Origin of the sequence: Mogibacterium kristiansenii (genome assembly GCF_009695905.1) — a bacterium.
Taxonomy (GTDB): domain Bacteria; phylum Bacillota; class Clostridia; order Peptostreptococcales; family Anaerovoracaceae; genus Mogibacterium_A; species Mogibacterium_A kristiansenii.
The window spans coordinates 125,512-146,588 of sequence record NZ_VUNA01000003.1; the positions used below are offsets into that span (position 1 = coordinate 125,512).

Sequence of the window (21,077 nt, forward strand, 5' to 3'; positions counted from 1 at the left end):
TCCCGGCCTTACCGATTCATTTTATTGTGGAATTTCGTGTGCGGAAGAACCTTTGGTCAGCACTTCGTAAATTCCGTCGATACCGGAGAGTGCCATGGATCTGCTGGCCTCTTCTGTAAAGAATGCCATATGCGGTGTGTGAATTACGTTCACGAAGGACCGCAGATACTTCAGCTTGAAGTAAGGCATTCCAGGTGTGCGGATGATATCCTCATCGTGTGGGATGTGGATGATGCCCTCTTCGCCCGGGAATGCATCCATGAACAGTGCGCCGATTTTCTCGGATTCCACGCCGTCGATGATGGCATCGATATCCATCAGACCGCCGCGGGCATTGTTCACCAGAACCACGCCGTTCTTCATCTTAGACAGCGCCTCTCCGTCGATCATATTCTCTGTGCTCTCGGACAGGTTGGTGTGCAGTGTGATAACATCGGATTCTTTGTACAGGGTATCCAGATCCACGTAAGTTGCATATTCTTTTACTGCATCGTTCTGGTACATATCGTATGCCAGGATACGGCATCCGAATCCGGACAGAATCTTGATAACGGTATATCCGATCTTGCCGGCACCGATAACACCCACGGTGAGGGAACGCAGTTCCCGGCTCATTTTACCCTTCAGAGTGAAGTCGTTGTCGTTTGTATTGTACAGCGCCTTCTTCGCTTTCCGGATGCTCATCAGGATTGCCATTACGGTGTATTCCGCAACGCCGTTCGGAGCGTAACTTCCGTGGGTAATCCGAAGTCCCAGCTCTCTTGCATAGGGAACGTCGATATAGTCGTATCCAACGCAGCGGAATGCCTGAACCTTTACGCCGTTCTCTACCATGGTGTCCAGAATGCTCTTGGAGAAATCACTCTGTCCCAGTGTGGTCACGCCGTCACAGCCCTTGCTCATCTCTACGGTGGAAGAATCCAGAATCGATCCGGTGGAAATCAGTTCGATTCCCAGTTCCTTGCAGCGAGCTTCAATAACCGGTTTTTCGTCCGGACGGACTTCATAAGCAGCAATTTTCATATCTTCTTCTCCTTTACTTTTGACCCTCTGCCGGGTCCCGTTTTGATCACTAATTTGTTTCCAGTCCCTAACTCTATAGCAGCTGGTGTAAAAACATTTTCACGATCTACACGTTTCCGATATTCCCACTAATCTCTCAGTGCCGGGTCCATCGGAATGGCAGCGCCCTCTTCCAGAAGTTTTGCTACTTCTTCATCGGAATATCCGTATTCCTTCAGAATGCTTTCGGTCTGTTCACCCAGATACGGTCCTCTGTTGTATTCCGGCAGGCCCATTTCCTTGAACATTACAGGCGGTCTAACCAGCGTACGCTTGTTTCCGTTGCTGTACTGCATTTCATAGAAGATGTTGGAAGCCCATGCCTGCTTGTCTTCCAGCAGGGTATCCCAGTTCTGTGCCACTGCGTAAGGCAGGTCGGCCGCATCCAGAATCTTGCACCACTCGTCGCAGGTCTTTCCGCGGAACTCGTTGGTAATCCATTCCGAGAATTCTTTTCTGTTCGGAACCAGATTCTTCTGCGGATAGAACTTCGGATTCTCTGCCATTTCCGGGTGTCCCATGGCATTCATGAGAACCGGATAATGTCTGTCATACTGCGGCATCGCAATCTGGAGCCACTGATCGTCTGAGGTCTGATATGCCAGAGTCAGCGGGTTTCCGTTCTCCCATCTCTCCATCGGGAACTTGCAGCTGTCGGAGCCGTACTGGCTGGCCTGCAGCATCAGGGATACGTCCCATACGGCACTGTGGAAGAGGGATACAACAACCTGATCGCCTTCACCGGTAGTCTTTGCACGATACAGTGCTGCCAGCACGCCGGCCGCCAGGTTCATTGCCACCTGGTGATCTCCGAAGCCCTGTACGGTGAGCATCGGCAGGCTCTTTTTATCTCTCAGAGGTCCCAGAATTCCGCCTCTTGCATAGAATGCGGTGAAATCGAATCCCGGCAGATCTTTGTCCGGTCCCACTTCGCCGTATCCGGAAACATAACCGAATACCAGTGCCGGATACTTTGCGTGGAGGGTTTCCCAATCCAAACCGGCTCTCTTCAGCGGTCCCTGACGCCAGTTGCAGATAAATACATCCGCATCGGCAATCAGCTTCTCCAGAGCTTCTCTTCCTTCTTCGGATTTTGTGTTCAAGGAAATACATCTCTTGCCGGCATTCTCCAAGTCGTAGGATGTGTTTTCCTTCTGATCCAGCGGACGACCTTCGTTTACAGCGGTGTATCTCAGCGGGTCTCCCTTCGGAGCTTCCACTTTGATAACGTCTGCACCCAGGTCTGCGAGGAATCTTGCGGTACAAGGAGCGGCAATAAATGTTGCCAGCTCTACAACCTTCACCCCTTCCAGGGGGAGTCTTACTTCGCTCATTTCATAACCTCCTGCTTTTCTAAGCTACATATTCACCATATCCCGGAATGTTTCGAGATTGGTTCGAATCTGTTCAAACTGCTTCATCTGACGGTCTACTTCGATTAATGTCGCCGGAATGTCCGCCTTTTCGCATGCCTTCTTGATCATCACGTAGTCGAATTCTTCCGGATCGCAGAACTTCGTCATGACCACGATAACGCCTTTGGCGTTTCTCTCTTTTGCTGTGTCCACAATCCACTGCACTCTTGGCTTTTCCACATTGTAGAGAACGGAACAGTTGTCCATGTTTCCGAACTTCTCTGCCAGTGCCTGAAGGGCATCCTCGCCTTCCGGAACATCGGTCCGATACTGACGGGACTGTGCCGCTACATCGTCGGCCACGATGTGGAATCCCAGCTCATCCATGATGGCATTCAGCTGCGGTGCGTCTGTCAGGATACCGGAGACGATAACCGGAAGATTTTCCGCCGCCGGTGCGGTGCCTTCCAGTTCCTTAATGAGCTGCTCTACCAGTGCGGTATGCTCTTCTTTTAGCATGAAGAACGCACTCTTGAACAGGTCGCTACGCTGTGCCGCTGTGATTTCAGGATGGTTCGCCAGAACTTCTTCTGCCCGGCGCATTACTTGATTGTGTCTGTTATAGATTCGATTGGATTCTGCCAGTGCGGCTGCGTCGAACTTGCCACCCAGCTTTTCCAGATCGTGAATCACTCTTTCATATCCGGCCTTTGTGTACGCAATGCCGTATGCCGGCTTTCTGTGCTGCGGATAAGTCATCGGAATGAACGGAATATCCTTCACGGCATATTTCCAGTTCTCTCCCAGCGTCTTCAGTGTATCGCACAGAGACGGAATGACGATTGCGCTGGCACCCTTATAGGCTCCGTTGATTCCCAGTTCCAGCATGGACTGCACGATGGAACATAGGAATGCCGGAAAATATTCTTTGGAACGGTTCAGTTCAACATCAGCACCCCACGCGCCCATTGGCACGAATCCCATTGAATGGAGTATTTCTTCAGGAGTATAGACAGGGGAAGTCAAAACGACTTTTTTACCCTGTTGGAGATAGGAATCCATCTGAGCACGCGGTGCTGTTGCTATCTTATGAAACTGATCGAAAATTTCGTTTACCATCGTTACTCTCCCTTCGCTTCTTTGTTCGCTTCCATGATTTCCATCAAGCCCTGTACGCGGGTATCGTACTGTGCTTCGGAGAAGTTCCGCGGATCTGCCTGGTCGCCGTCGAAACTGGTTACCGGAATTCCGCAAGCTTCGCCGATCTGACGGCTCATCTCGCTCATGAATCCACTCCACAGTTTGCAGGAACGGTTGGTATGAACCAGAAGTCCTTCCACGTTGTTGTCCTTGCAGAGCTTGATTCTCTTGTCTCTGGATTTCTCAAGGTTGATGGCGTTCGGTACGCTGCAGTATGCGGCGATCATCTCATCGAAAGAGTGGTAGTCGAAACCGAATGCATCGGCATAAATGGTAGTTACCATGTTAATGCCTCTGTCCCGCAGGCCGTGAGAAGTCGCTCTCAGATATGGCCAGCAAGCGATTCCTTCGAACATCACTCTGTATTTCTCTTCGCCGCGATAGGTGCTGGTGCCGTTCTCGTGGTTTTCTTTGTATTCTTTCAGGAGCTGCTCCATCGCCTCTCCGGCCGCTTCCTTGCCTCTTGCGGTTACCATTACCGCCATGTGGTTCAGAAGGTCAAATCCGTTGAACGGAGATGGTGTGTACTTCGCCTGTGCCGTTGCATCCAGCCATGCTCTGCTGGAGCGGCAGCTGAATCCGGTCACTTCCTTGAACCGCTCGTCGGACCACTTCAGGTCGAACAGGTTCTCCAAGGTGTGTACCGCATCCCAGAACTGAGCGGATACATAATCGATTTCCGCCTGGGACACTTCGTAATCCGGGTTGAACGGAATGTCCAGAAGGATCATCGGGATATTCAGTTCAATGGCCAGGTTTTCGTACCATTTAATCATGCAGTTGCAGATGTTGTTGCAGCAGAGCAGTACATCCGGCATTGCCACATCCTGCTCCGGACATTCCTTCAGCTTCGCGTACGCCATGCTGATTCGAGCATACGCACAGATGTCGTTGGAATATCCATCCGCTTCTGCCACTTCGCACATTCTTTCGCCGGCACCTCTTGCAGCAATTCCCGCTGCCTGGTTCTCCGGATATGCAGTTGCCAGTCCCAAAGTTTCCGGAATTTCTACCGGAAAGTTACTGGATACCCACGCAACCGGTTTTCCTTCCTTCTTCGCCTCGATGGCATCCGCAAATGCATCGGAAGCGATTTTACCGAGTTTGTACTTCGCCGAATTCGGATCCACCGGACGGCGGGCTTTCTTTTCCTCTGCCATAAGAACCTCCTGCTTTCTTTCGCAATTCAGTAATGTGTTGTAAAAATAATATTCTCTTCAATAGCTCTTCCGGCTATTTTATCGCTTGTCGATATGCGTACAGCGCTGCGCCGATAGCACCGAAGTACTGTGCCAGCGGATCCACCGCGATCTCCATGTCCAAGCTTTCGGACAATGCTCTTCGTACAGCACCGTTCTTTGCCACTCCGCCGGACATGCACACCATAGGCATTACGCCAGCCCTCCTTGCCAGTGCGGACACCCGGGCTGCCACGCTGCTGCAGATTCCTGCAATCAAATCTTCTCGTTTCACCCCATTTGCCAGCTGGCTGATGACTTCCGATTCAGCGAACACCGTGCAAGTGCTTGAGATCGAGGCCGGATCGCTGGATTTTGCTGCACAGGCATCAAAGTCGCCAATGTCCATTTGGAGAATCGTTGCCATCACATCCAGAAAACGTCCTGTGCCTGCCGCACACTTGTCATTCATGACGAAGTTGGACATTCTGCCGCTCTCCGACAAGACGATGACTTTCGCATCCTGTCCTCCGATGTCAATGACGCTTCGAAGTTCCGGAAAAACGAACCGTCCGCCCAGTCCGTGACAGGTCAGCTCGCTGACCTCGCCGTCGCCGAATTCAAAATTTTTTCTTCCGTATCCGGTTACAATCGTTCTTGCAACGTCCTCGGGTGTTATTTCACACTCCTTCAGGACGGTATCCATCGCTTTCTTGGGACTGTCCGTACCCATACCTCCCACAAGGAGACTTTTTCCGATGATTTCTTTTCCATCCCGAAGGAGAATGCATTTCGATGTTGTCGATCCGATATCAATTCCCAGTGTGATCATTTTCCACCCCTGACATTTTGTGTTTTCTTTAATGCAATTCCATTATACCAACCGTTAATTTTTCGTCAATATCCACGGGCGATTTTGTGAGCGTTTTAACAAATGGTTTTACTTTCATTTTGCAAGGAATTCTTTTTATCTAAATTTTCCTTGATTTTAAAGGCTTTTATCTTGTCAAGTTTTTATCGATATTTTCTATTAACTATCTATCGTTTGATAAATTTTTTTCATATATTGCATTAATATTCATTGAATTCTATAATGAAAATGATTAGTTCTTTACATCAGAATGATGGAGTTTGACTATGGATATTAATAAATTGAAGGCCTTTGTGGCTGTGTGCAACACCGGAAGTTATACCAAGGTTGCCAAATCATTCGGCTATACCCACGCCGGAATTTCTTACATGATTAAAAGCTTGGAAGATGAGGTGGGCTTTTCCCTTCTGGAGAAAAAGGGAACCAGTCGGATTCCTACCGCCAATGCCCGAAAAATTCTGCCGGACATCCTGAATGTTTTGGATTCCATGGAACGACTGGAGCATTCCATTGCATTGGGGCGAAGCAGCATGGCGGCGGGACTTAACATTGCCGCCATCGAGTCGGCTTCCATCAAATGGATTCCGCTGACCATTTCCCGCTTCTCTGCGGAACACCCGGACGTCCCGGTGAATGTTTTTACCGGAGACCCGTTCCAGATTAACGGATGGCTTCGGGACGACGATGCGGACGTGGGCCTGACGGTTCGCTCCTGGACCGATCCGGATTACAGTTGGACGCCGCTGATTCAGGATCGTTTCTTCGGACTGCTTCCGAAAAACGACCCGCATCAGCATTCCGTTTCGGTGCAGGATTTCGAGGACAAATATATTTTCATCCCGAACCCATACGGAAACCGGGATATTACCAATCTGCTGGATAAGTACGACATTTCCTATCAGGTGCCGAACGACAACACCATCAGCATGATGTCGGTAAATACCAACGTGGCAGTGGGAAGAGGATATTCGATTTCCACCGGTCTGATGATCGATTCCAACCGGGTGGTGGCGGAAATTCCGGAATTGCAGCCGAAAATCCTGCCGATTGAGCCGGAGACTTGCCGGGAAATCGGACTTTCGAGAAAGAAAAATGCGGGCCGAAGCCCGCTGGTGGATGATTTTATTCGCTGTTTGAAACAGGTGATTCAAGAATACCCGATTAAGCCGATTGAATTGGAAGCTTCGGATTCGGAAGATGAAAAATAAGGTATATGAAAAGGACTTCGCAGATTGCGGTGAAGTCCTTTCCGTTTTCGACTTGATATAAGTCAAGGTCAAAAGCGCTGTTCTAATTGCATCATCTATGCTTTGCCCGCGCAATCTCATATGTCTAGAATTTCAAAGACAGTTCACGCTTTTTGACTGAAAATGCGAATTCAGCGTGAACGCAATTCGCTGCTTTTGCAAAATTCTAATTTGGGAGTGTCGGATTGCCATTGACAATTCACGCCAGAACGCTGATTTCCTTCAAAAAAGCGTGAACCGTTCTTATCAGGTTGACTTTCACACAGGAAATACCATGGCGAAACCATGTATCACAGAAATAACGTTCACGCTAATTAGCTTAATTTGGAAAAGCAGCGTGAAGTCGCTCTGAAATTCTAGGCGTATTTCATTGCATCTGCTCGATAAGCTCCAATTGTCAAGAAGGCGCTTGTGGGAGATACGATTATAATCCCCAAGGAAAACTAGATGACAATGCCGTTGCAGTGGTCCACTTCATGCTGGATAATCTGTGCAGTCCAGCCGGTGAACGCTCTCCGCTGCAGCTTCCAATCCATGTCCCGGAATTCCACCTCGATTTCTTCATAGCGGGTAGTCTTGCGGACACCGGTAAGGGAGAGGCATCCTTCTTCCGTCTCGAAGGGTTTCTTTGCCGAGAGGATTCTCGGATTGAACATGACCATATCCATGATGCCCATGTTTACGATAATGATGTTCTTTCGGATGCCAATCATGTTGGCCGCCATGCCCACGCATCCGTCTCGGTGCGCCTGCAGGGTGTCCATCAAATCCCGGCCGATTGTCCGATCTTCTTTCGTTGCCGGCTCCGACTTCTGTCCCAGGAAAAAGGGATCTTTCATAATTTCTCGTACCATCTGTCTTCCTATATTTCCACAATTTCCACTTCGCATCCGTTTTCGCGAAGGAGCGCCACCAGGTCGTCTCCCTTCAGCCACACCGTTGCCGTGTTTTCATTCGGGTGAATGCCGATGATGCTGTCTTTGAATTCCGAATCCAAATACAGGGTAATCGGTGCCTCTTCCACGTTCAGCAATCCCAAAGGTGTCACGGCTCCCGGCGTCAGATCCATGTATTTTTTCAAATCCTCCGGCGAGGCAAAAGAAAGTGGCCGCAGCCCGTGGGTTTTCCGGAAATCCTTGAGGTTGACGCGCTTGTCACCTTTTACCGTGATCAGATAATAATTCTTTTTCTTGTCGTCCCGGACGAAGAGGTTTTTGGCGTCCCCCTCCGGATAGGGAAGATCGATGGACTCCAGTTCTTCCATATTGTACACCGCCGGGTGCTCCGTGATTTCAAACGGAATGTTGTGATCTTTCAGATATTGATAGGTTTCTTGTTTGTTCATAGTGTCACTCCTTGGAATTTCTAATTACTTCTTGAATTTATACTTTCCTTTTCCGTGACCAGATACCGGCTCGATAATATCTGCCTGCATCAGATTGGAAAGAAGTTTTGATGCACCTGACTCTTTTAGCTCAAGAATCTCCATAACTGCACTTCTTCCGAATACTCCATCAAAACCATATTTGTCGAAAAGCCTATGGATATGAACCGTTGTTTTTATCGAAAAGCTCCCTCCTCTCTCGGCAAGTACACTTAAAATGTCCACTTTCTTGTTTTGAATATCCACTTTTTTATCTTGAATGTCCACTTTAGCGACTCGAATGTCCACTTTTTCTTTATTCAAAGTTTCACCTATATGAAGATCTCGATTATGAAGTTCATTTTTCTCGTTCAAAAGCAGATTTCTGAGAAACGTTTCCAGATACTCTGTTGTTTCGTGAATACCTTTTTGAAGGTTCGTATAGTTTGCACGAACAAGTGCATTTCGGAAATACCACGCATTTTCCGCAAAAATATCATTGGTTGCAGAGAAGCCCAGTGTTCTCAAATACTTGATGAAGAACACGGCCGTTGTTCTCGTATTTCCTTCGCCGAAAATATGGATTTGCCATAACCTCGAGATAAAAACCGCCAAATGATGAATGATTTCATCCATCGACAGCCCTCTATAGCTATAATTCCTCTCCTGTGAAAAATCATATTCCAGGGTTGCCATCAGTTCGGAAGCACTGCCGTACACAACAGTTTCTCCATCAAGGATCCACTCTTTCTTTGTAATATTATAATCTCTAATCTTTCCAGCGTGTTCGTAAATTCCCTGAAATAGTTTACGGTGAATAGAAATATATTCATTGGGCGAAAACGAGAACGCTGTTTCGGAGAGAATTTCCGCAATACGAGAAGAAACCTTATCCGCTTCTTCCGTACGTTCCCCCTCCATCAAGTGCATCGGACGTTCTTCATAGTAACTGTCGATAAGATTCTGCGCTTCTTTCATTGTAATCTTGCCTTCAATATTTTGAATGGCAGTCTCAATCAAGTATTTAGATGGCTTGAGTCCATCCACCGCCTGAAGCCCGATTGCTGTGCTCCAAGCATATCCTTTGTACACCTTATCCGGTTCAGATTCTCTCAAATACTCCTTAAACGGGTCTATCCCCATATTCGCACCTCCCTATTCCAACGTAAGAAGAAGTGCCATCTTAAATTTCCTCGTTGCTTTTACTGAATGGAGCCCGCCTTTCGCAAAGCGGAAGTTCTCACCGGCTTGAATCGGATGTTCCTCGCCCTCGTAACCGATGACCCCCTCGCCATCCAGCGCGAATATGATTGCCTCCCCGGGAGCGGCATGTTCCGACAGCCCGGTTCCCTCGTCAAATGCCATGACAACGAATTTCATTTTATCGTTGTGCACCACATCCATATTTACAATTTTGCCATCCGCATAAGGTACAAGTTCTGCCAAACGAAAAACCTCTCCGGCTTTAATTAATTCGTTCATAATATCATCCTTTCTTACTGCTACTTCGGTATAAACGGTTCCTTCTGACGTTCGCATGCCCATCGGCGTGTCTGTCAGTGTCACGATGCTGTCCCCGGTTTCCAGGTTTCGGGTAAAACCATTGTTTCCATACACCTCCAGACTTCCGGCTGCAACAACGATCATCTTATAATAAGGGTAAATCTCGGCGCTAATGTCCGTGTTCTTCGCCAGTGAAAAAACGGTAATATAATTCTCGCCGCTATGAATTTCTTTTGAAATTGTGCATCCGGGAATCGATGGGTTCTCTTTTGCTATTGAAAATTTCCGCCCATAAAGGCTGTTTTGTTCAATGGATTCCATGGCCGTCCTTCTTTCAATTACTTCATCCAAGCCTTTGCTCTCAATAATGCTGCACTGCCTTTCGCAATACATATATTGTACCACAGAAAAAAGTAAAAGTAGACCCACGACTTCGAACTTCGAAATCACGGGTCTGCTTGTCTGTCTGTGCTGCGAACCTATTCTTATCGAGATTATAAATGATGTCCTCATCAGAATGGTACATTCTGTCTTTGGCATTACCATCCAACGTCAACACGTTTCCTTCGGGGATTCCGGCAACGTTAACAAAACAAAATTAAACGATGCCGATGCAATCAACAGGATTACTAAAAGCCACTTTTTGTTCATGCGCCCTCCTCTTTTAGGTTTCTAAAGCATCTTCTGTTTGCCGTAACAGTTTATGGATATCACGTCCGCTATACATAATTCGCACTACGTATACCATTTCAGTTTCTTCATCTATCTTGTAAAATACCAGGTAATTGTCCACCGGGAAAAATCGAAGTCCTCTGCCATGCCATGGTTCTTTCTCTTAAAGACGATTTCTTTTTGGCATGGTATCCAAGCTTCGAATAGCAGCCATAATCCGTTCAGTCTGCCCTGCAGCATTTTGGGGTGCTAGCAATCTCTCTGAAATATATCTGAAAATATTTCGTAAATCCTTCTTTGCCGCTGCTGTATACGTCACCTTATACTTCATATACCAAATTCCTGTTTCATTTCTGCTTCAACTTCATCCGCCGAATACACTCTGCCAGCCTTAATATCTTCCATCCCTTTCTCTATCTCTATACTGAATTGCTCTTTTGTCAAAGAGCCATATGAAACCGGCTCTTCACAGGATGGAAGTTTCATTTCAAAAGGGATTCCTCTTTGAAGCACAATCTGTCTCAGAAACATTCCCACCGCATTGGACATTGGAATACCGAGTCGATCGAGTACCTGCTCCGCCTGTTCTTTCACTTCAGGTTCAACACGTGCGAATACACTTGCAGTTCTTGCCATTGATGTCACCTCCTCTTTTTTTCATTATATCTTTTTTTGATTGCGAACCACAATCATTTCGCAATCTTTTTACTCTTCACTTGTCCCGGCAAGGATGTCAATGGTAAGGGCCACAAGAATAAGCCTGAGCTTGTTGGCGTGACCAGGCGGAAGACAAAGGCTTTGCGGGGAGGATAGCGCCAACATGCTTATGCCCATCAATCGGTAAACAAAAATACCGACCTCAAAACAGACGTTTGAGGTCGGCATTTTTGTTTTCTATTCGGCTCCTGCGGAGCTCGCTAGTTCTGACTCGGCTTTCGCGACTCCTGTCGCATTGCTCCTTTTCTGCCCAGTCGTGGCAATGCTCCATCCGCTGCATTCGCCGCTCGCCTCGGGCGCAAACCCGTTTGCGCTTTTCCTCGGCGCAGTCGAGTGGCGCTTCTTCGAAGCTTACTCGCCTGCGAGCGGCTTCATAACCGGGAAGAGCTGTACGTCACGGATGGTTGTGGAATCTGTGATGAGCATTACCAGGCGGTCAATACCGATTCCGATGCCGCCTGTTGGAGGCAGACCGATTTCCAGTGCATTGACGTAGTCGGTGTCCATCGGGTGTGCTTCGTCGTCGATACCCAGGTCCAGTTCTCTCTGCTGCTCTGCAAATCTCTCGTACTGGTCGATTGGGTCATTCAGCTCGGAGAAGGCGTTGGACAGTTCCCATCCGTTGATGTATGCCTCGAAACGACGAGTGATTCTCGGGTCTTTCGGGTCTCTCTTGGACAGCGGGGATACGTCTACCGGATGTCCGGTGAGGAATACCGGTCCGTCCAGCAGGCCCGGCAGGTCCTCGCAGTATTCTTCGAACATCTCGGCGATGATTTTGCCGCGCGTCCAGTTCTTTACGTCTTCCTCGTTCATGCCGTACTTGATTGCTGCGGCACGAGCTTCTTCATCATCGTCGATTTTGTCGAACGGAATTCCGGTTACCTTGATAACGGTCTCCGTCATATCGATCTTGTTCCACGGCGGAGTAACATCGAAGCTCTTTCCTTCGTAGGTGATAATCGGAGAACCGTTTACCGCCATCGCGCACTTATACACAACCTGTTCCATCAGGTCCATCATATCTTCCAGGTTGCCGTATGCCATATACGCTTCCATGGAGGTGAATTCCGGGCTGTGGTTCTTGTCCATACCTTCGTTACGGAAAACCTTGCCCAGCTCGTATACTCTGTCCAGTCCGCCGACAATCAGTCTCTTCAGCGGAAGCTCCAGGGAGATTCTCAGCTTCAGGTCGAAGTCCAGGGCGTTGTGGTGGGTGTTGAACGGACGAGCGTTTGCACCGCCGGCGATGGTCTGGAGAACCGGGGTCTCTACTTCCAGGAATCCGTAATCCTCTTCCAATACTTCCCGAACGGTCTTTACAATCTTCGCACGGTTGTAGAAGGTTTTCCGAACATCTTCGTTCATGATCAGGTCTACATAACGCTGACGATATCTCAGATCGATATCCTGAAGGCCGCTCCACTTATCCGGCAGCACCTGCAGGGATTTTGCCAAAAGGGTCAGCTCCTGAGTGTGAACGGATACCTCGTCGGTACGGGTCTTGAAGACAAAACCGCGCAGGCCCACGATATCACCAATGTCGTAGGTCTTGAAGATTTTGTACTCATCGACGCCGATATCATCTCTCTTGATATAGCACTGAATTCTGCCCTGCTTATCCTGTACATCGAAGAACGCCGCCTTGCCCATGATTCTTTTTCTCATAATACGGCCGGCGATGGCAACTTCCTCGCCTTCCATGGCTTCGAAGTTCTCCTTGATGTCCTTGCTGTGTGCAGTTACGTTGTACGTTTCCTGTACAAATGGGTCTCTGCCCATATCACGAAGTTCCTGCAATTTCTCTCTGCGGATTTTTCGCTGTTCGCTGACTTCTTCTGCGGTCAGTTCCACGGTCTCGGGAGCATTGTGATTATCGTTACTCATGTCGTTTCCTTTTTCTTTTCCTTTCTGCAATGTGCTGCGCGTACAAACTTCCTATAAAACTTCCAAAATCTCGTATTTTGCGGTTCCCTCCGGTACGGAGAATTCCACAACGTCGCCCTGTTTTGTGCCAATCAGGTGCTCGCCTACCAGGGATACGTTGGACAGCTTTCCGTTGAACGGATCCGCCTCGGTGTTTCCTACAATCTGGTATGTCATCTCTTCATCGTATACCAGGTCCTTTACTCGAACCGTAACACCGGTCTGCACGGTTCCCTCGGATTCCAGGTCATCGGCATCCACAACCTTTGCGGTTCTCAGAATTTCCTCGATTTCCTTGATGCGGTCTTCGTTCTCTGCCTGCGCTTCCTTCGCTGCATCGTATTCCGAGTTCTCGGAAATATCTCCGTAGGAAATCGCTTCCTTCAGTCTTGCCGCAATCTCCAGCCGCATCGGGCCGGTGCAGTTCTCCAGTTCCTTCACCAGGTTATCGTAACCGACCTTCGTCATTTCATGCATTGCATTCGCCATGTTCTAGTTGCTCCTTTCATATCTTCGAACATTTTCGCTTCCGGTAATTCTCAGAATCGCGGAATACTTCAGTTTAAACGTAATTATATCTCCGATTTCAATCGGCTCTTTAACATCTTCAATATCCAGAATGGTGTGGTCGCCCGAAGCCCCGATGACTTCCATGCCCTCTATCGTCGGCACCAGATCCGAAATTTCTCCGTAGTCGGCGCGACCCACGGCCACCAGCGCCCGGGTTCGCTCGCCCCGGTCCACATAGGTCTGTTTCTTGCCGAAAGCATCCACGCCCAGCTGCCCGATTGGATGAGAGGCCTTCTTTTTGACTTCCACTACCTGGGCTTCCAGGGTAAAAGCATCATCTCGCAATGCATCCATTTCCGAATATCCGTAGCAAACCCGCATGTCCTCCAGCGATCCCGCCAGAGCGGCCGCGCCAATGCGCAGCATGTTGATTTTCTCCGGCATGTATCCGCCGAACACACCCATCAGGCTGGATGTGGCTCCACCGGACACGATTTCCAGCTCCCGGCCGATGGATTTCTCCACCCGAATCGCCAGGTCCGCCAGCTCCTGCATTTTATCTTCCGTGGCCATTACCGATCCGTAGCAGCCCAGATTGGTTCCGATTCCCGCCAGATGGAGGTGGGGCAGTTCCCGTTCCACGGTTTCTGCGGTTTCCACCAGCTCATCGTAGTTGAAGTAGCCTTCCCGCAGGTCGCCCAGGTCCGCCATCAGCACCACGTTGTGCACCACGCCGTGAGCTTCGGCCGCCTTGTCCAGCGCCCGCAGGGTAACCAGTTCACTGTTCAGGCTGCAATCCGCCACCTGCACCAGCTCATCCAGCTCCGAAAGCATCGGCACCCGAATCATCAGCAGGGGAACGCCGATGTTTCCCTCGCGGCAGCGCTTCAGCTGCTCCATGCGAGAGGAGGCAATCATCTTTGCGCCGCCGGCCACGTAATCTTCCGCCACCGACAGAATGCCGTTGGCCCCTTTGATGACGCCGGCCACAAAAATCCCGGTATCCTCGCACCAATCGCAAATTGTTTTTACATTATGTCTCAGGCTCTCGTGGTCAATCACAATCGCAGGATATCTTTTCTCTGTCATCCCCGTGCCTCCTATGCCCATTTGTTGTCCTCATCTCGGCGCAGGATCTTGTGCGTCGTGGTCTTGTTGAATTCTCGCTCCCGAATGATTACGTGGGTGATTTTCTTGAACAGCGGCAGCTTCTCATTGGCTTTATCCACCTCTCGGTTGATAAATTCCGTCACCTGCTCTTTGGAGTAATCCGCACCGAATTTATCCTCGATGGCCTCCTTGTTCACCCGGATGGTAGCATATATACCGCGGCGAGTCGGGTCTGCATTGGTTTCATCGCCCCACACCATGCTCTCGCTGATGTATTCGCTCTTCTGGAGGTAGAACTCCAGCTCCTCCGGGTACACGTTCTTACCGTTTCCGGTGATGATAATGCTCTTCTTTCGACCGGTGATGTAGACGTACTCCTGTTCATCGATGTATCCCAGATCGCCGGTGTGGTACCAGCCGTCGGAATCGATGGCCTCTGCCGTCCGCTCCGGATCCTTGTAATATCCCATCATCACCGTCGGACCGCGCAAGCAGATCTCGCCGCATCCGTCCTCATCCTTATCCACAATCTTGCACTCGCTCAGCGGGAAAAGGTATCCGGCGGACTTGTTGTTGATGAATTTGGCGTTGTCCGGATTCAAAGCGATAACCGGAGAGCACTCCGTCAGGCCGTATCCCTGCACGCTCCGGAATCCCAGATCGCCGAAGTAATCCAGGATGTCCCCGTCCACCGCCGCACCTCCGCAGATGACCGTGCGAAGCTCTCCGCCAAAGAGCTCCGTAATCTGCTTGGTGGCCCGCTTAGAAATATCCAGGCCGATTTTCTTCGTCACCCGGTTGATTCGGAACAGGGTGTTCAGCTGTTTTTCCTTGCCGCTCTTCCGAACGTTTCTCGTAATCTTGTTGTACAGATTTTCGAAGATAACCGGAACGCCCAGCAGCAGGTTCGGCCGGGTTTCCTGCATATCCTTTACGATATATTTCAGACCCTGACAAATCGCCATAGTAGTTCCGTTGTACACGCACTCCAGGAAGGTGGCCGTACACTCATAGGTGTGGTGCAGCGGCAGGATGGAGAAGAAGGTATCCTCTCCCTGGCGCACTTCCAGAAGGGTCTGTGCCAGATAGGTGTCCAGCACCAAGTTCTTCTGGTTCAGCATTACGCCCTTGGATACGTCGGTGGTGCCGGAGGTAAAAAGAATGACCGACAGGTCCGTATTGACTACCGGGGCATCGATGTATTTTCGATCGCCGTTGTGCACCGCTTTCCGGCCCGTCTCCCGAAGCTTATTCCAGGAGATGTATCCGTCCTTCGGCGACTCATCCTCTTCCATGGCCACGTTGATTACGTATTCCAGCTGAGATTCTCCGCTTTCCTTGATGGCCTTGAATGTCTCGTAATATTTGTTCTCCACCGTAATGACGGCGCTGAGTTCACCCTTGACGGTAATCTGCTTCAGTTCCTCTTCGTGGAGTTCCTTGTCCAGCGGAACGATGACGCCCACGCCGCCGGTTACCGCCAAATATGTTTCACACCACTGATAGCTGTTCTTTCCGATGACGCCGATTTTCTTCTCCCGCAGTCCCAAATCCAGAAATGCGGTTCCCAGCGCATACACATCGTCCAGCACTTGGCGGAATGTGATTTCCCGGAAAGGCTCGTTTCGGTTGAACTTCTGCTTGAACAGGGCCCGCTCCGGAAAATGTGCCACCGTGGTCTCCAGCAAATCCTTTAGGTCCACCGGAATATCGTGTCCTCGGTACTGTACGCGGGGGTTGGACCAGTTGTCAATCTGTTCCTGAATCCGGTCCATTTCCGCCCGCTCCTGCCGGCGGATTTCCTTATACTCTTCTGCCGGAATGGATCGACCGATCATCAAATTTGTATTCATAGTTCTGTTCCTCAAATCTCTTTATCTTCAGGGTGGTGGTCTTGATGAATTCTTCATCTCGAACCTCAATCCGCTTTACCCTCTTATACGGCGGCATCTTGTCGTTGGCGTCGTCCACGATTTTTCGAAGGACGCGGTAAATCTCTCCATCTTCCTGAACGCCCTGTTCCCGAAGAACGCTGTAGTTCGGATAGATGATTGCCGTGCAGACCAGGTCATCCTTTGTATCGTCATGCTTGCCGTAGACGATGACTTCCTGAATCCGCTCATCCAGCTGTAGGTAGTATTCTACCTCTTCCGGGAAAATATTCTTTCCACCCTTGGTGACGATGACATTCTTCTTCCGTCCGGTAATGAACAGGAAGCCGTCTTCATCGAAGTATCCGTAATCGCCGGTGTACAGCCATCCGTCCCGCAAGGTTTTCGCCGTGTTCTCCGGATCCTTGTAATATCCCTGCATCACCGACGGTCCCTTTGCGATAATCTCGCCGATGCCTTCCTCATTCTCATCCACAATTCGAACTTCGGTACCCGGCAGCGGTTTGCCTGCCGCTGCGGATTTCCGATACCGATCCGAGTTCATGGCAATAATCGGGGAGCATTCCGTCATTCCGTATCCCTGGAACATCGGGAATCCCATGGCTTCAAAATCATCGATCACCGCAGGATCGATTGCCGCACCGCCGGCAATGAACATGTAGTGGTTCTTGCCGAACAGCTTGTGAATGGTCTGGAACATCTTCCGGGTCGCCCTCGGATGGTTCTGGAACTTCATCTTCTTGGACAGGGCGATTCCTCTCTGCAGTTTGGAAAGAGAACCTCTCTTCTCTGCCTGCTTCCATACCTTCCGGTGCATGTTCTCAAAAATCAGGGGAACGCCCAGCATAACGCTGCACTCCGCCTCAGCGAAGTTGGACTGAATGTGCTTCAGGCCTTCGCAGATTACCACCGTGGCTCCTTGGTAAAAACTGGTCATCACGGTGCAGCTCATTTCGTAAGCATGGTGAATCGGCAGTACCGACAGCACCCGACCACCATCCGGAATACGGAAGAACTTGGACATGTTGTACACGTTCTGTGCCAGGTTCCGATGGGAAAGCATTACGCCCTTGGCCAGGCCGGTGGTGCCGGAGGTAAACAGAATCGTGGACAAATCGTCCGCGTTTACTTCCGCCTCCTCGTACTCGCAGTGACCTTCCCGAAGTTTTCTTTTACCCACTTTGACCAATTCGGACTGAAGCAGAATTCGGGAATCCTCTCGATACTTGGAATAATCCTTTTCCGGAGAATCCGTAATTACCAGATACCGAAGGGACTCCACCGCATCCAGGCACGGAATCAGAGAATCCACCATCTTCGGGGAGACGAACAGCAGCTCCACATCGGCGCGGCGCAGCAAGTTCTCAATTTCTCCAATCTGGAGGCTCTTGTCAATCGGAACGATGACGCCCACACCTGTCACAACGGTAAAATAAGAGAGCGCCCAACGATGGGAGTTCTCTCCGGTCACCGCAATCTTGCTGTCCTTGAGGCCCATGCCGAGAAGCGCGGTTCCCAGCGCCCGGCGCTGCACGTCAAATTCCTTATAGGTGATGGATTGGAAAGGATCCTTATGCACGTCCTTGTACATGTAGGCCGTGCGATCCGGATATTCCGCCACCGTGTTCTCAATAACTTCCTTCAGTGTCTCCACATACGGCCCTTCATAATAAACGCCGTCATACTTCTTGTTGTTCATATGCTGTCCCTCTACCCTTCGGTTCGCCGGTGAATATCTTTAAGCAGTCAAAGGACGAAGCCCGTAGCAGATTCCCTGCCAAAGGCTTCGTTGTAGCATCGTATTTTATCACCAAAACGCCGAAATGTCAATGTTTTAAGGCCTTTCAACCAGTTCGAACCGCTCCTTCTCTTCGCCGTCCACGGTCACTTTACTGCAGAACATTTTCTTCGGGCGCGCCCACAGCACCTTGTCCGCATCCATGGATTGGTAAATCACCAGCTCCTCCAGCGTCTCGCTGTGCTTTGCCACGCCCAGAACACGGTACTTCTTTCCCTTGAAGTGGCGGTATACCGCACCTTCAATGACCCGATCCCGATTCTCATCCACGTAATCGATATCGTTGTAGTCGCACCATTCCGTCGCCACTTTGCGGAAGGCCGCTTCCCGGTAGTGGTCCCAGTGAACGGAGACGTTCAGATCCTGCACCGTCTCCCGGAACAGGTTCAGGCTGTCATCCTGAGAAATCACCTGGAGCAGCTTTGCCCGAAGCACCGGATCGTCCGCATGGCGGGCGAAATCCGTCACCATCTTCTTTTCATCCAGTTCATACCGATCCGGCAGGCGGATGTACCGTTCATCATCGGTCAAATCGATATCCCTGTTTCCCAGAATCTCCCCGTCGATGGTCATTTCCAGATCTCCGGTTTCGGTGTCGTAGTAGTATTCTGTATCCTTCGCCGAAGTGGCGATTGCATTGATAATTTCTTCAATTCTAATTTCCATTCTTCCCACTCCTTTGCTTCCATCATTGGTTTCGAAATTGCTTTCTTTTTAGACTTCTATTGTAGTCTAGAATCCCCGGTTATTCAATACTTCTATGGCATCAAACGAGAAAATGAAAATGAATTTTCCCTACTTCTGCATGGCTGCCCGAACCAGTTCCCGGAACAGCGGATGTGCGGCATTCGGGCGGGATTTGAATTCCGGATGATACTGCACGCCCACGAAGAACCTCAAGGCCGGAATTTCCACCGCTTCCACCAGACGACCGTCCGGCGATGTGCCTGTCACGTCCATTCCCGCCAGCTGAATCGCCTCCCGATACTCGTTGTTGAATTCGTACCGGTGACGGTGGCGTTCCTGAATTTCTTTTTTCCCGTATGCCTGTTCCAAAATGCTTCCGCTGCGAATGACGCAAGGATATGCCCCCAGCCGCATGGTGCCGCCCTTCGGGATGTTGCCCCGCTGATCCGGCATGAAGTCGATGACCTTGTGGGTGCTCTCCTCGTTGAACTCGGCGGAGTCCGCATCCTCATAGCCCAGCACATCCCGGGCAAATTCCATCACCGCGGTCTGCATGCCCAGGCAGATTCCCAGATACGGCACATCGTGCTCCCGGGCATACCGAGCCGCCTGCATTTTGCCTTCCACGCCCCGGACGCCGAAGCCTCCCGGCACCAGAATGCCGTCCACATCCCCCAGAATGGTTCCCGGATCCTGTTCCTCCAGATCCTCCGATTCGATCCAGCGGATGTCCACGTGCACGCTGTTTTCGTAGCCTCCGTGATGCAGCGCCTCTGCCACGGAAAGGTAAGCATCGTGGAGCTTGGTGTATTTTCCGATCAGTCCGATGGTCACATGACCCCGGCGGGATTCAATCCGCTGCAGCATTTCGTTCCATTCGTGCAGATCCAATACCCCCGGATCCAGTCCAAGTTCTCGGCACACGATTTCACTGAAGCGGGATTCTTCCAGCATTACCGGTGCGTAGTACAGCTCCGGCACGTCCTTGTTGCAGATGACGCAATCCGGCTTCACGTTGCAGAACATGGCGATTTTCTCACGGATTTCATCGTCGATATCTCCCTCGGCACGAAGCACCAACACGTCCGGTGCAATGCCCAGGCCTCGCAGTTCCTTTACCGAATGCTGGGTCGGCTTCGTCTTGTACTCCCCGCTGCTCGTTACATGCAGAAGAGGGGTAACGTGGATGAACATGCTGTTCTCCCGGCCCACTTCGATGGCCACCTGACGGATGGCCTCCAGGAACGGCTGGCTCTCGATATCTCCCACGGTACCGCCGATTTCCGTGATAATCACATCCGCATCCGTGGTGCGGCCCACCGTGTAGATGAAGGATTTAATTTCATCCGTCACGTGCGGAATCACCTGCACGGTACTGCCCAGATATTCCCCGTTCCGCTCCTTGTTCAGGATGTTCCAGTACACTTTTCCCGTGGTGAGGTTGGAATAGCGATTCAAATTCTCATCGATAAAACGCTCGTAATGACCCAAATCCAGGTCCGTCTCCGCGCCGTCCTCCGTGACGAACACCTCGCCGTGCTGATACGGGCTCATGGTTCCCGGATCGATATTGATGTACGGATCCAATTTCTGAGAGGCCACCTTGTACCCCCGGGACTTCAGCAGCCGCCCCAGCGCCGCCGCCGTAATTCCCTTTCCAAGTCCGGAAATAACGCCTCCGGTTACAAAAATGTACTTTTTCATCATGCCCTCCCTTTCTTTCCCCGCGCCCCGCGGGTGCCTAAAAAACTTCCAAAAAATAAAAAAGATAAGGTTTTTCCGTCCGGAGAGTGATGAAGAACCCAGGTCCCGTTTCATCGCCACCTTCTCGAAAATTCCTTATATTCGCGCAAATATATTTAAAAATAATACGCAATTATTATACCAAAATTCGGCCGCCCTCGCAATTGTTTTTCGCCCCGTCATTTTGTTTTTTCAGTAAAACAAAAGGGGCTTCCCCGAAGCCCCTATCGTATTGCAAAATAT

General features: G+C 50.2%; 18 protein-coding genes and 1 pseudogene. 1 reads left to right on the forward strand and 18 read right to left on the reverse strand.

From position 1 onward, the window contains the following. Positions 1 to 21: 21 nt before the first annotated feature. From FYJ65_RS02485 to FYJ65_RS02505, 5 genes are all read right to left on the reverse strand, one after another. Positions 22 to 1,023, reverse strand: coding sequence for an NAD(P)-dependent oxidoreductase (locus tag FYJ65_RS02485; RefSeq protein WP_154553774.1), 1,002 nt, complete (start codon positions 1,021 to 1,023; stop codon positions 22 to 24). Between the two features lie 128 nt (positions 1,024 to 1,151). Beyond that, positions 1,152 to 2,396 carry a CaiB/BaiF CoA transferase family protein gene (locus tag FYJ65_RS02490; RefSeq protein WP_154553775.1) on the reverse strand — a complete coding sequence of 415 codons (1,245 nt, stop codon included), beginning with the start codon at positions 2,394 to 2,396 and terminating at the stop codon, positions 1,152 to 1,154. A 24-nt stretch (positions 2,397 to 2,420) separates the two neighbouring features. Next, positions 2,421 to 3,536: a 2-hydroxyacyl-CoA dehydratase subunit D gene (locus tag FYJ65_RS02495; RefSeq protein WP_154553776.1), complete on the reverse strand. Its 1,116-nt coding sequence runs from the start codon at positions 3,534 to 3,536 to the stop codon at positions 2,421 to 2,423. Between the two features lie 2 nt (positions 3,537 to 3,538). Continuing rightward, complete coding sequence (locus FYJ65_RS02500; protein ID WP_154553777.1) at positions 3,539 to 4,777, reverse strand: 2-hydroxyacyl-CoA dehydratase subunit D; 1,239 nt, start codon at positions 4,775 to 4,777, stop codon at positions 3,539 to 3,541. 73 nt (positions 4,778 to 4,850) lie between these two features. Further along, complete coding sequence (locus FYJ65_RS02505; protein WP_154553778.1) at positions 4,851 to 5,627, reverse strand: acyl-CoA dehydratase activase; 777 nt, start codon at positions 5,625 to 5,627, stop codon at positions 4,851 to 4,853. 305 nt (positions 5,628 to 5,932) lie between these two features. On the opposite strand from FYJ65_RS02505, the gene FYJ65_RS02510 reads away from it, so the two are divergent. After that, positions 5,933 to 6,874, forward strand: a complete 942-nt coding sequence (locus tag FYJ65_RS02510) for a LysR family transcriptional regulator (protein WP_154553779.1) — start codon at positions 5,933 to 5,935, stop codon at positions 6,872 to 6,874. A 482-nt stretch (positions 6,875 to 7,356) separates the two neighbouring features. Here FYJ65_RS02510 and FYJ65_RS02515 read toward each other — a convergent pair whose 3' ends face one another. The 13 genes and pseudogenes from FYJ65_RS02515 to FYJ65_RS02575 form a co-directional block, all read right to left on the reverse strand. Next, on the reverse strand, positions 7,357 to 7,767 hold the full coding sequence (locus FYJ65_RS02515; protein WP_154553780.1) for a peptide deformylase: 411 nt from the start codon (positions 7,765 to 7,767) through the stop codon (positions 7,357 to 7,359). A gap of 8 nt (positions 7,768 to 7,775) precedes the next feature. After that, positions 7,776 to 8,258, reverse strand: a complete 483-nt coding sequence (locus FYJ65_RS02520) for a prolyl-tRNA synthetase associated domain-containing protein (RefSeq protein ID WP_154553781.1) — start codon at positions 8,256 to 8,258, stop codon at positions 7,776 to 7,778. A 24-nt stretch (positions 8,259 to 8,282) separates the two neighbouring features. Then, the gene (locus FYJ65_RS02525) at positions 8,283 to 9,419 is read right to left on the reverse strand and encodes a Fic family protein (RefSeq protein WP_154553782.1); all 1,137 of its coding nucleotides are present in this window, start codon (positions 9,417 to 9,419) and stop codon (positions 8,283 to 8,285) included. Positions 9,420 to 9,431: 12 nt separating this feature from the next. Then, positions 9,432 to 10,319, reverse strand: a complete 888-nt coding sequence (locus tag FYJ65_RS02530) for a cupin domain-containing protein (RefSeq protein WP_331469429.1) — start codon at positions 10,317 to 10,319, stop codon at positions 9,432 to 9,434. A gap of 124 nt (positions 10,320 to 10,443) precedes the next feature. Then, positions 10,444 to 10,782 (reverse strand): annotated as a pseudogene (locus FYJ65_RS02535) (type II toxin-antitoxin system RelE/ParE family toxin). Beyond that, the gene (locus FYJ65_RS02540) at positions 10,779 to 11,087 is read right to left on the reverse strand and encodes a type II toxin-antitoxin system RelB/DinJ family antitoxin (RefSeq protein ID WP_154553783.1); all 309 of its coding nucleotides are present in this window, start codon (positions 11,085 to 11,087) and stop codon (positions 10,779 to 10,781) included. Before FYJ65_RS02540 ends, FYJ65_RS02535 begins: the two are co-directional and overlap by 4 nt. A 432-nt stretch (positions 11,088 to 11,519) precedes the next feature. Then, positions 11,520 to 13,055: a lysine--tRNA ligase gene (lysS, locus tag FYJ65_RS02545; protein WP_154553784.1), complete on the reverse strand. Its 1,536-nt coding sequence runs from the start codon at positions 13,053 to 13,055 to the stop codon at positions 11,520 to 11,522. A gap of 51 nt (positions 13,056 to 13,106) precedes the next feature. Beyond that, positions 13,107 to 13,583: a transcription elongation factor GreA gene (greA, locus tag FYJ65_RS02550; protein WP_154553785.1), complete on the reverse strand. Its 477-nt coding sequence runs from the start codon at positions 13,581 to 13,583 to the stop codon at positions 13,107 to 13,109. A gap of 3 nt (positions 13,584 to 13,586) precedes the next feature. Beyond that, positions 13,587 to 14,693, reverse strand: a complete 1,107-nt coding sequence (locus FYJ65_RS02555) for an alanine racemase (protein ID WP_206157283.1) — start codon at positions 14,691 to 14,693, stop codon at positions 13,587 to 13,589. Positions 14,694 to 14,704: 11 nt separating this feature from the next. Continuing rightward, complete coding sequence (locus FYJ65_RS02560) at positions 14,705 to 16,567, reverse strand: AMP-dependent synthetase/ligase (protein ID WP_154553787.1); 1,863 nt, start codon at positions 16,565 to 16,567, stop codon at positions 14,705 to 14,707. After that, the gene (locus FYJ65_RS02565) at positions 16,518 to 18,305 is read right to left on the reverse strand and encodes an AMP-dependent synthetase/ligase (RefSeq protein ID WP_154553788.1); all 1,788 of its coding nucleotides are present in this window, start codon (positions 18,303 to 18,305) and stop codon (positions 16,518 to 16,520) included. Before FYJ65_RS02565 ends, FYJ65_RS02560 begins: the two co-directional genes overlap by 50 nt. 135 nt (positions 18,306 to 18,440) lie before the next feature. Beyond that, on the reverse strand, positions 18,441 to 19,070 hold the full coding sequence (locus tag FYJ65_RS02570) for a DUF1653 domain-containing protein (protein ID WP_235898175.1): 630 nt from the start codon (positions 19,068 to 19,070) through the stop codon (positions 18,441 to 18,443). A gap of 129 nt (positions 19,071 to 19,199) precedes the next feature. Then, positions 19,200 to 20,795, reverse strand: coding sequence for a CTP synthase (locus FYJ65_RS02575; RefSeq protein ID WP_154553789.1), 1,596 nt, complete (start codon positions 20,793 to 20,795; stop codon positions 19,200 to 19,202). Positions 20,796 to 21,077 lie beyond the last annotated feature (282 nt).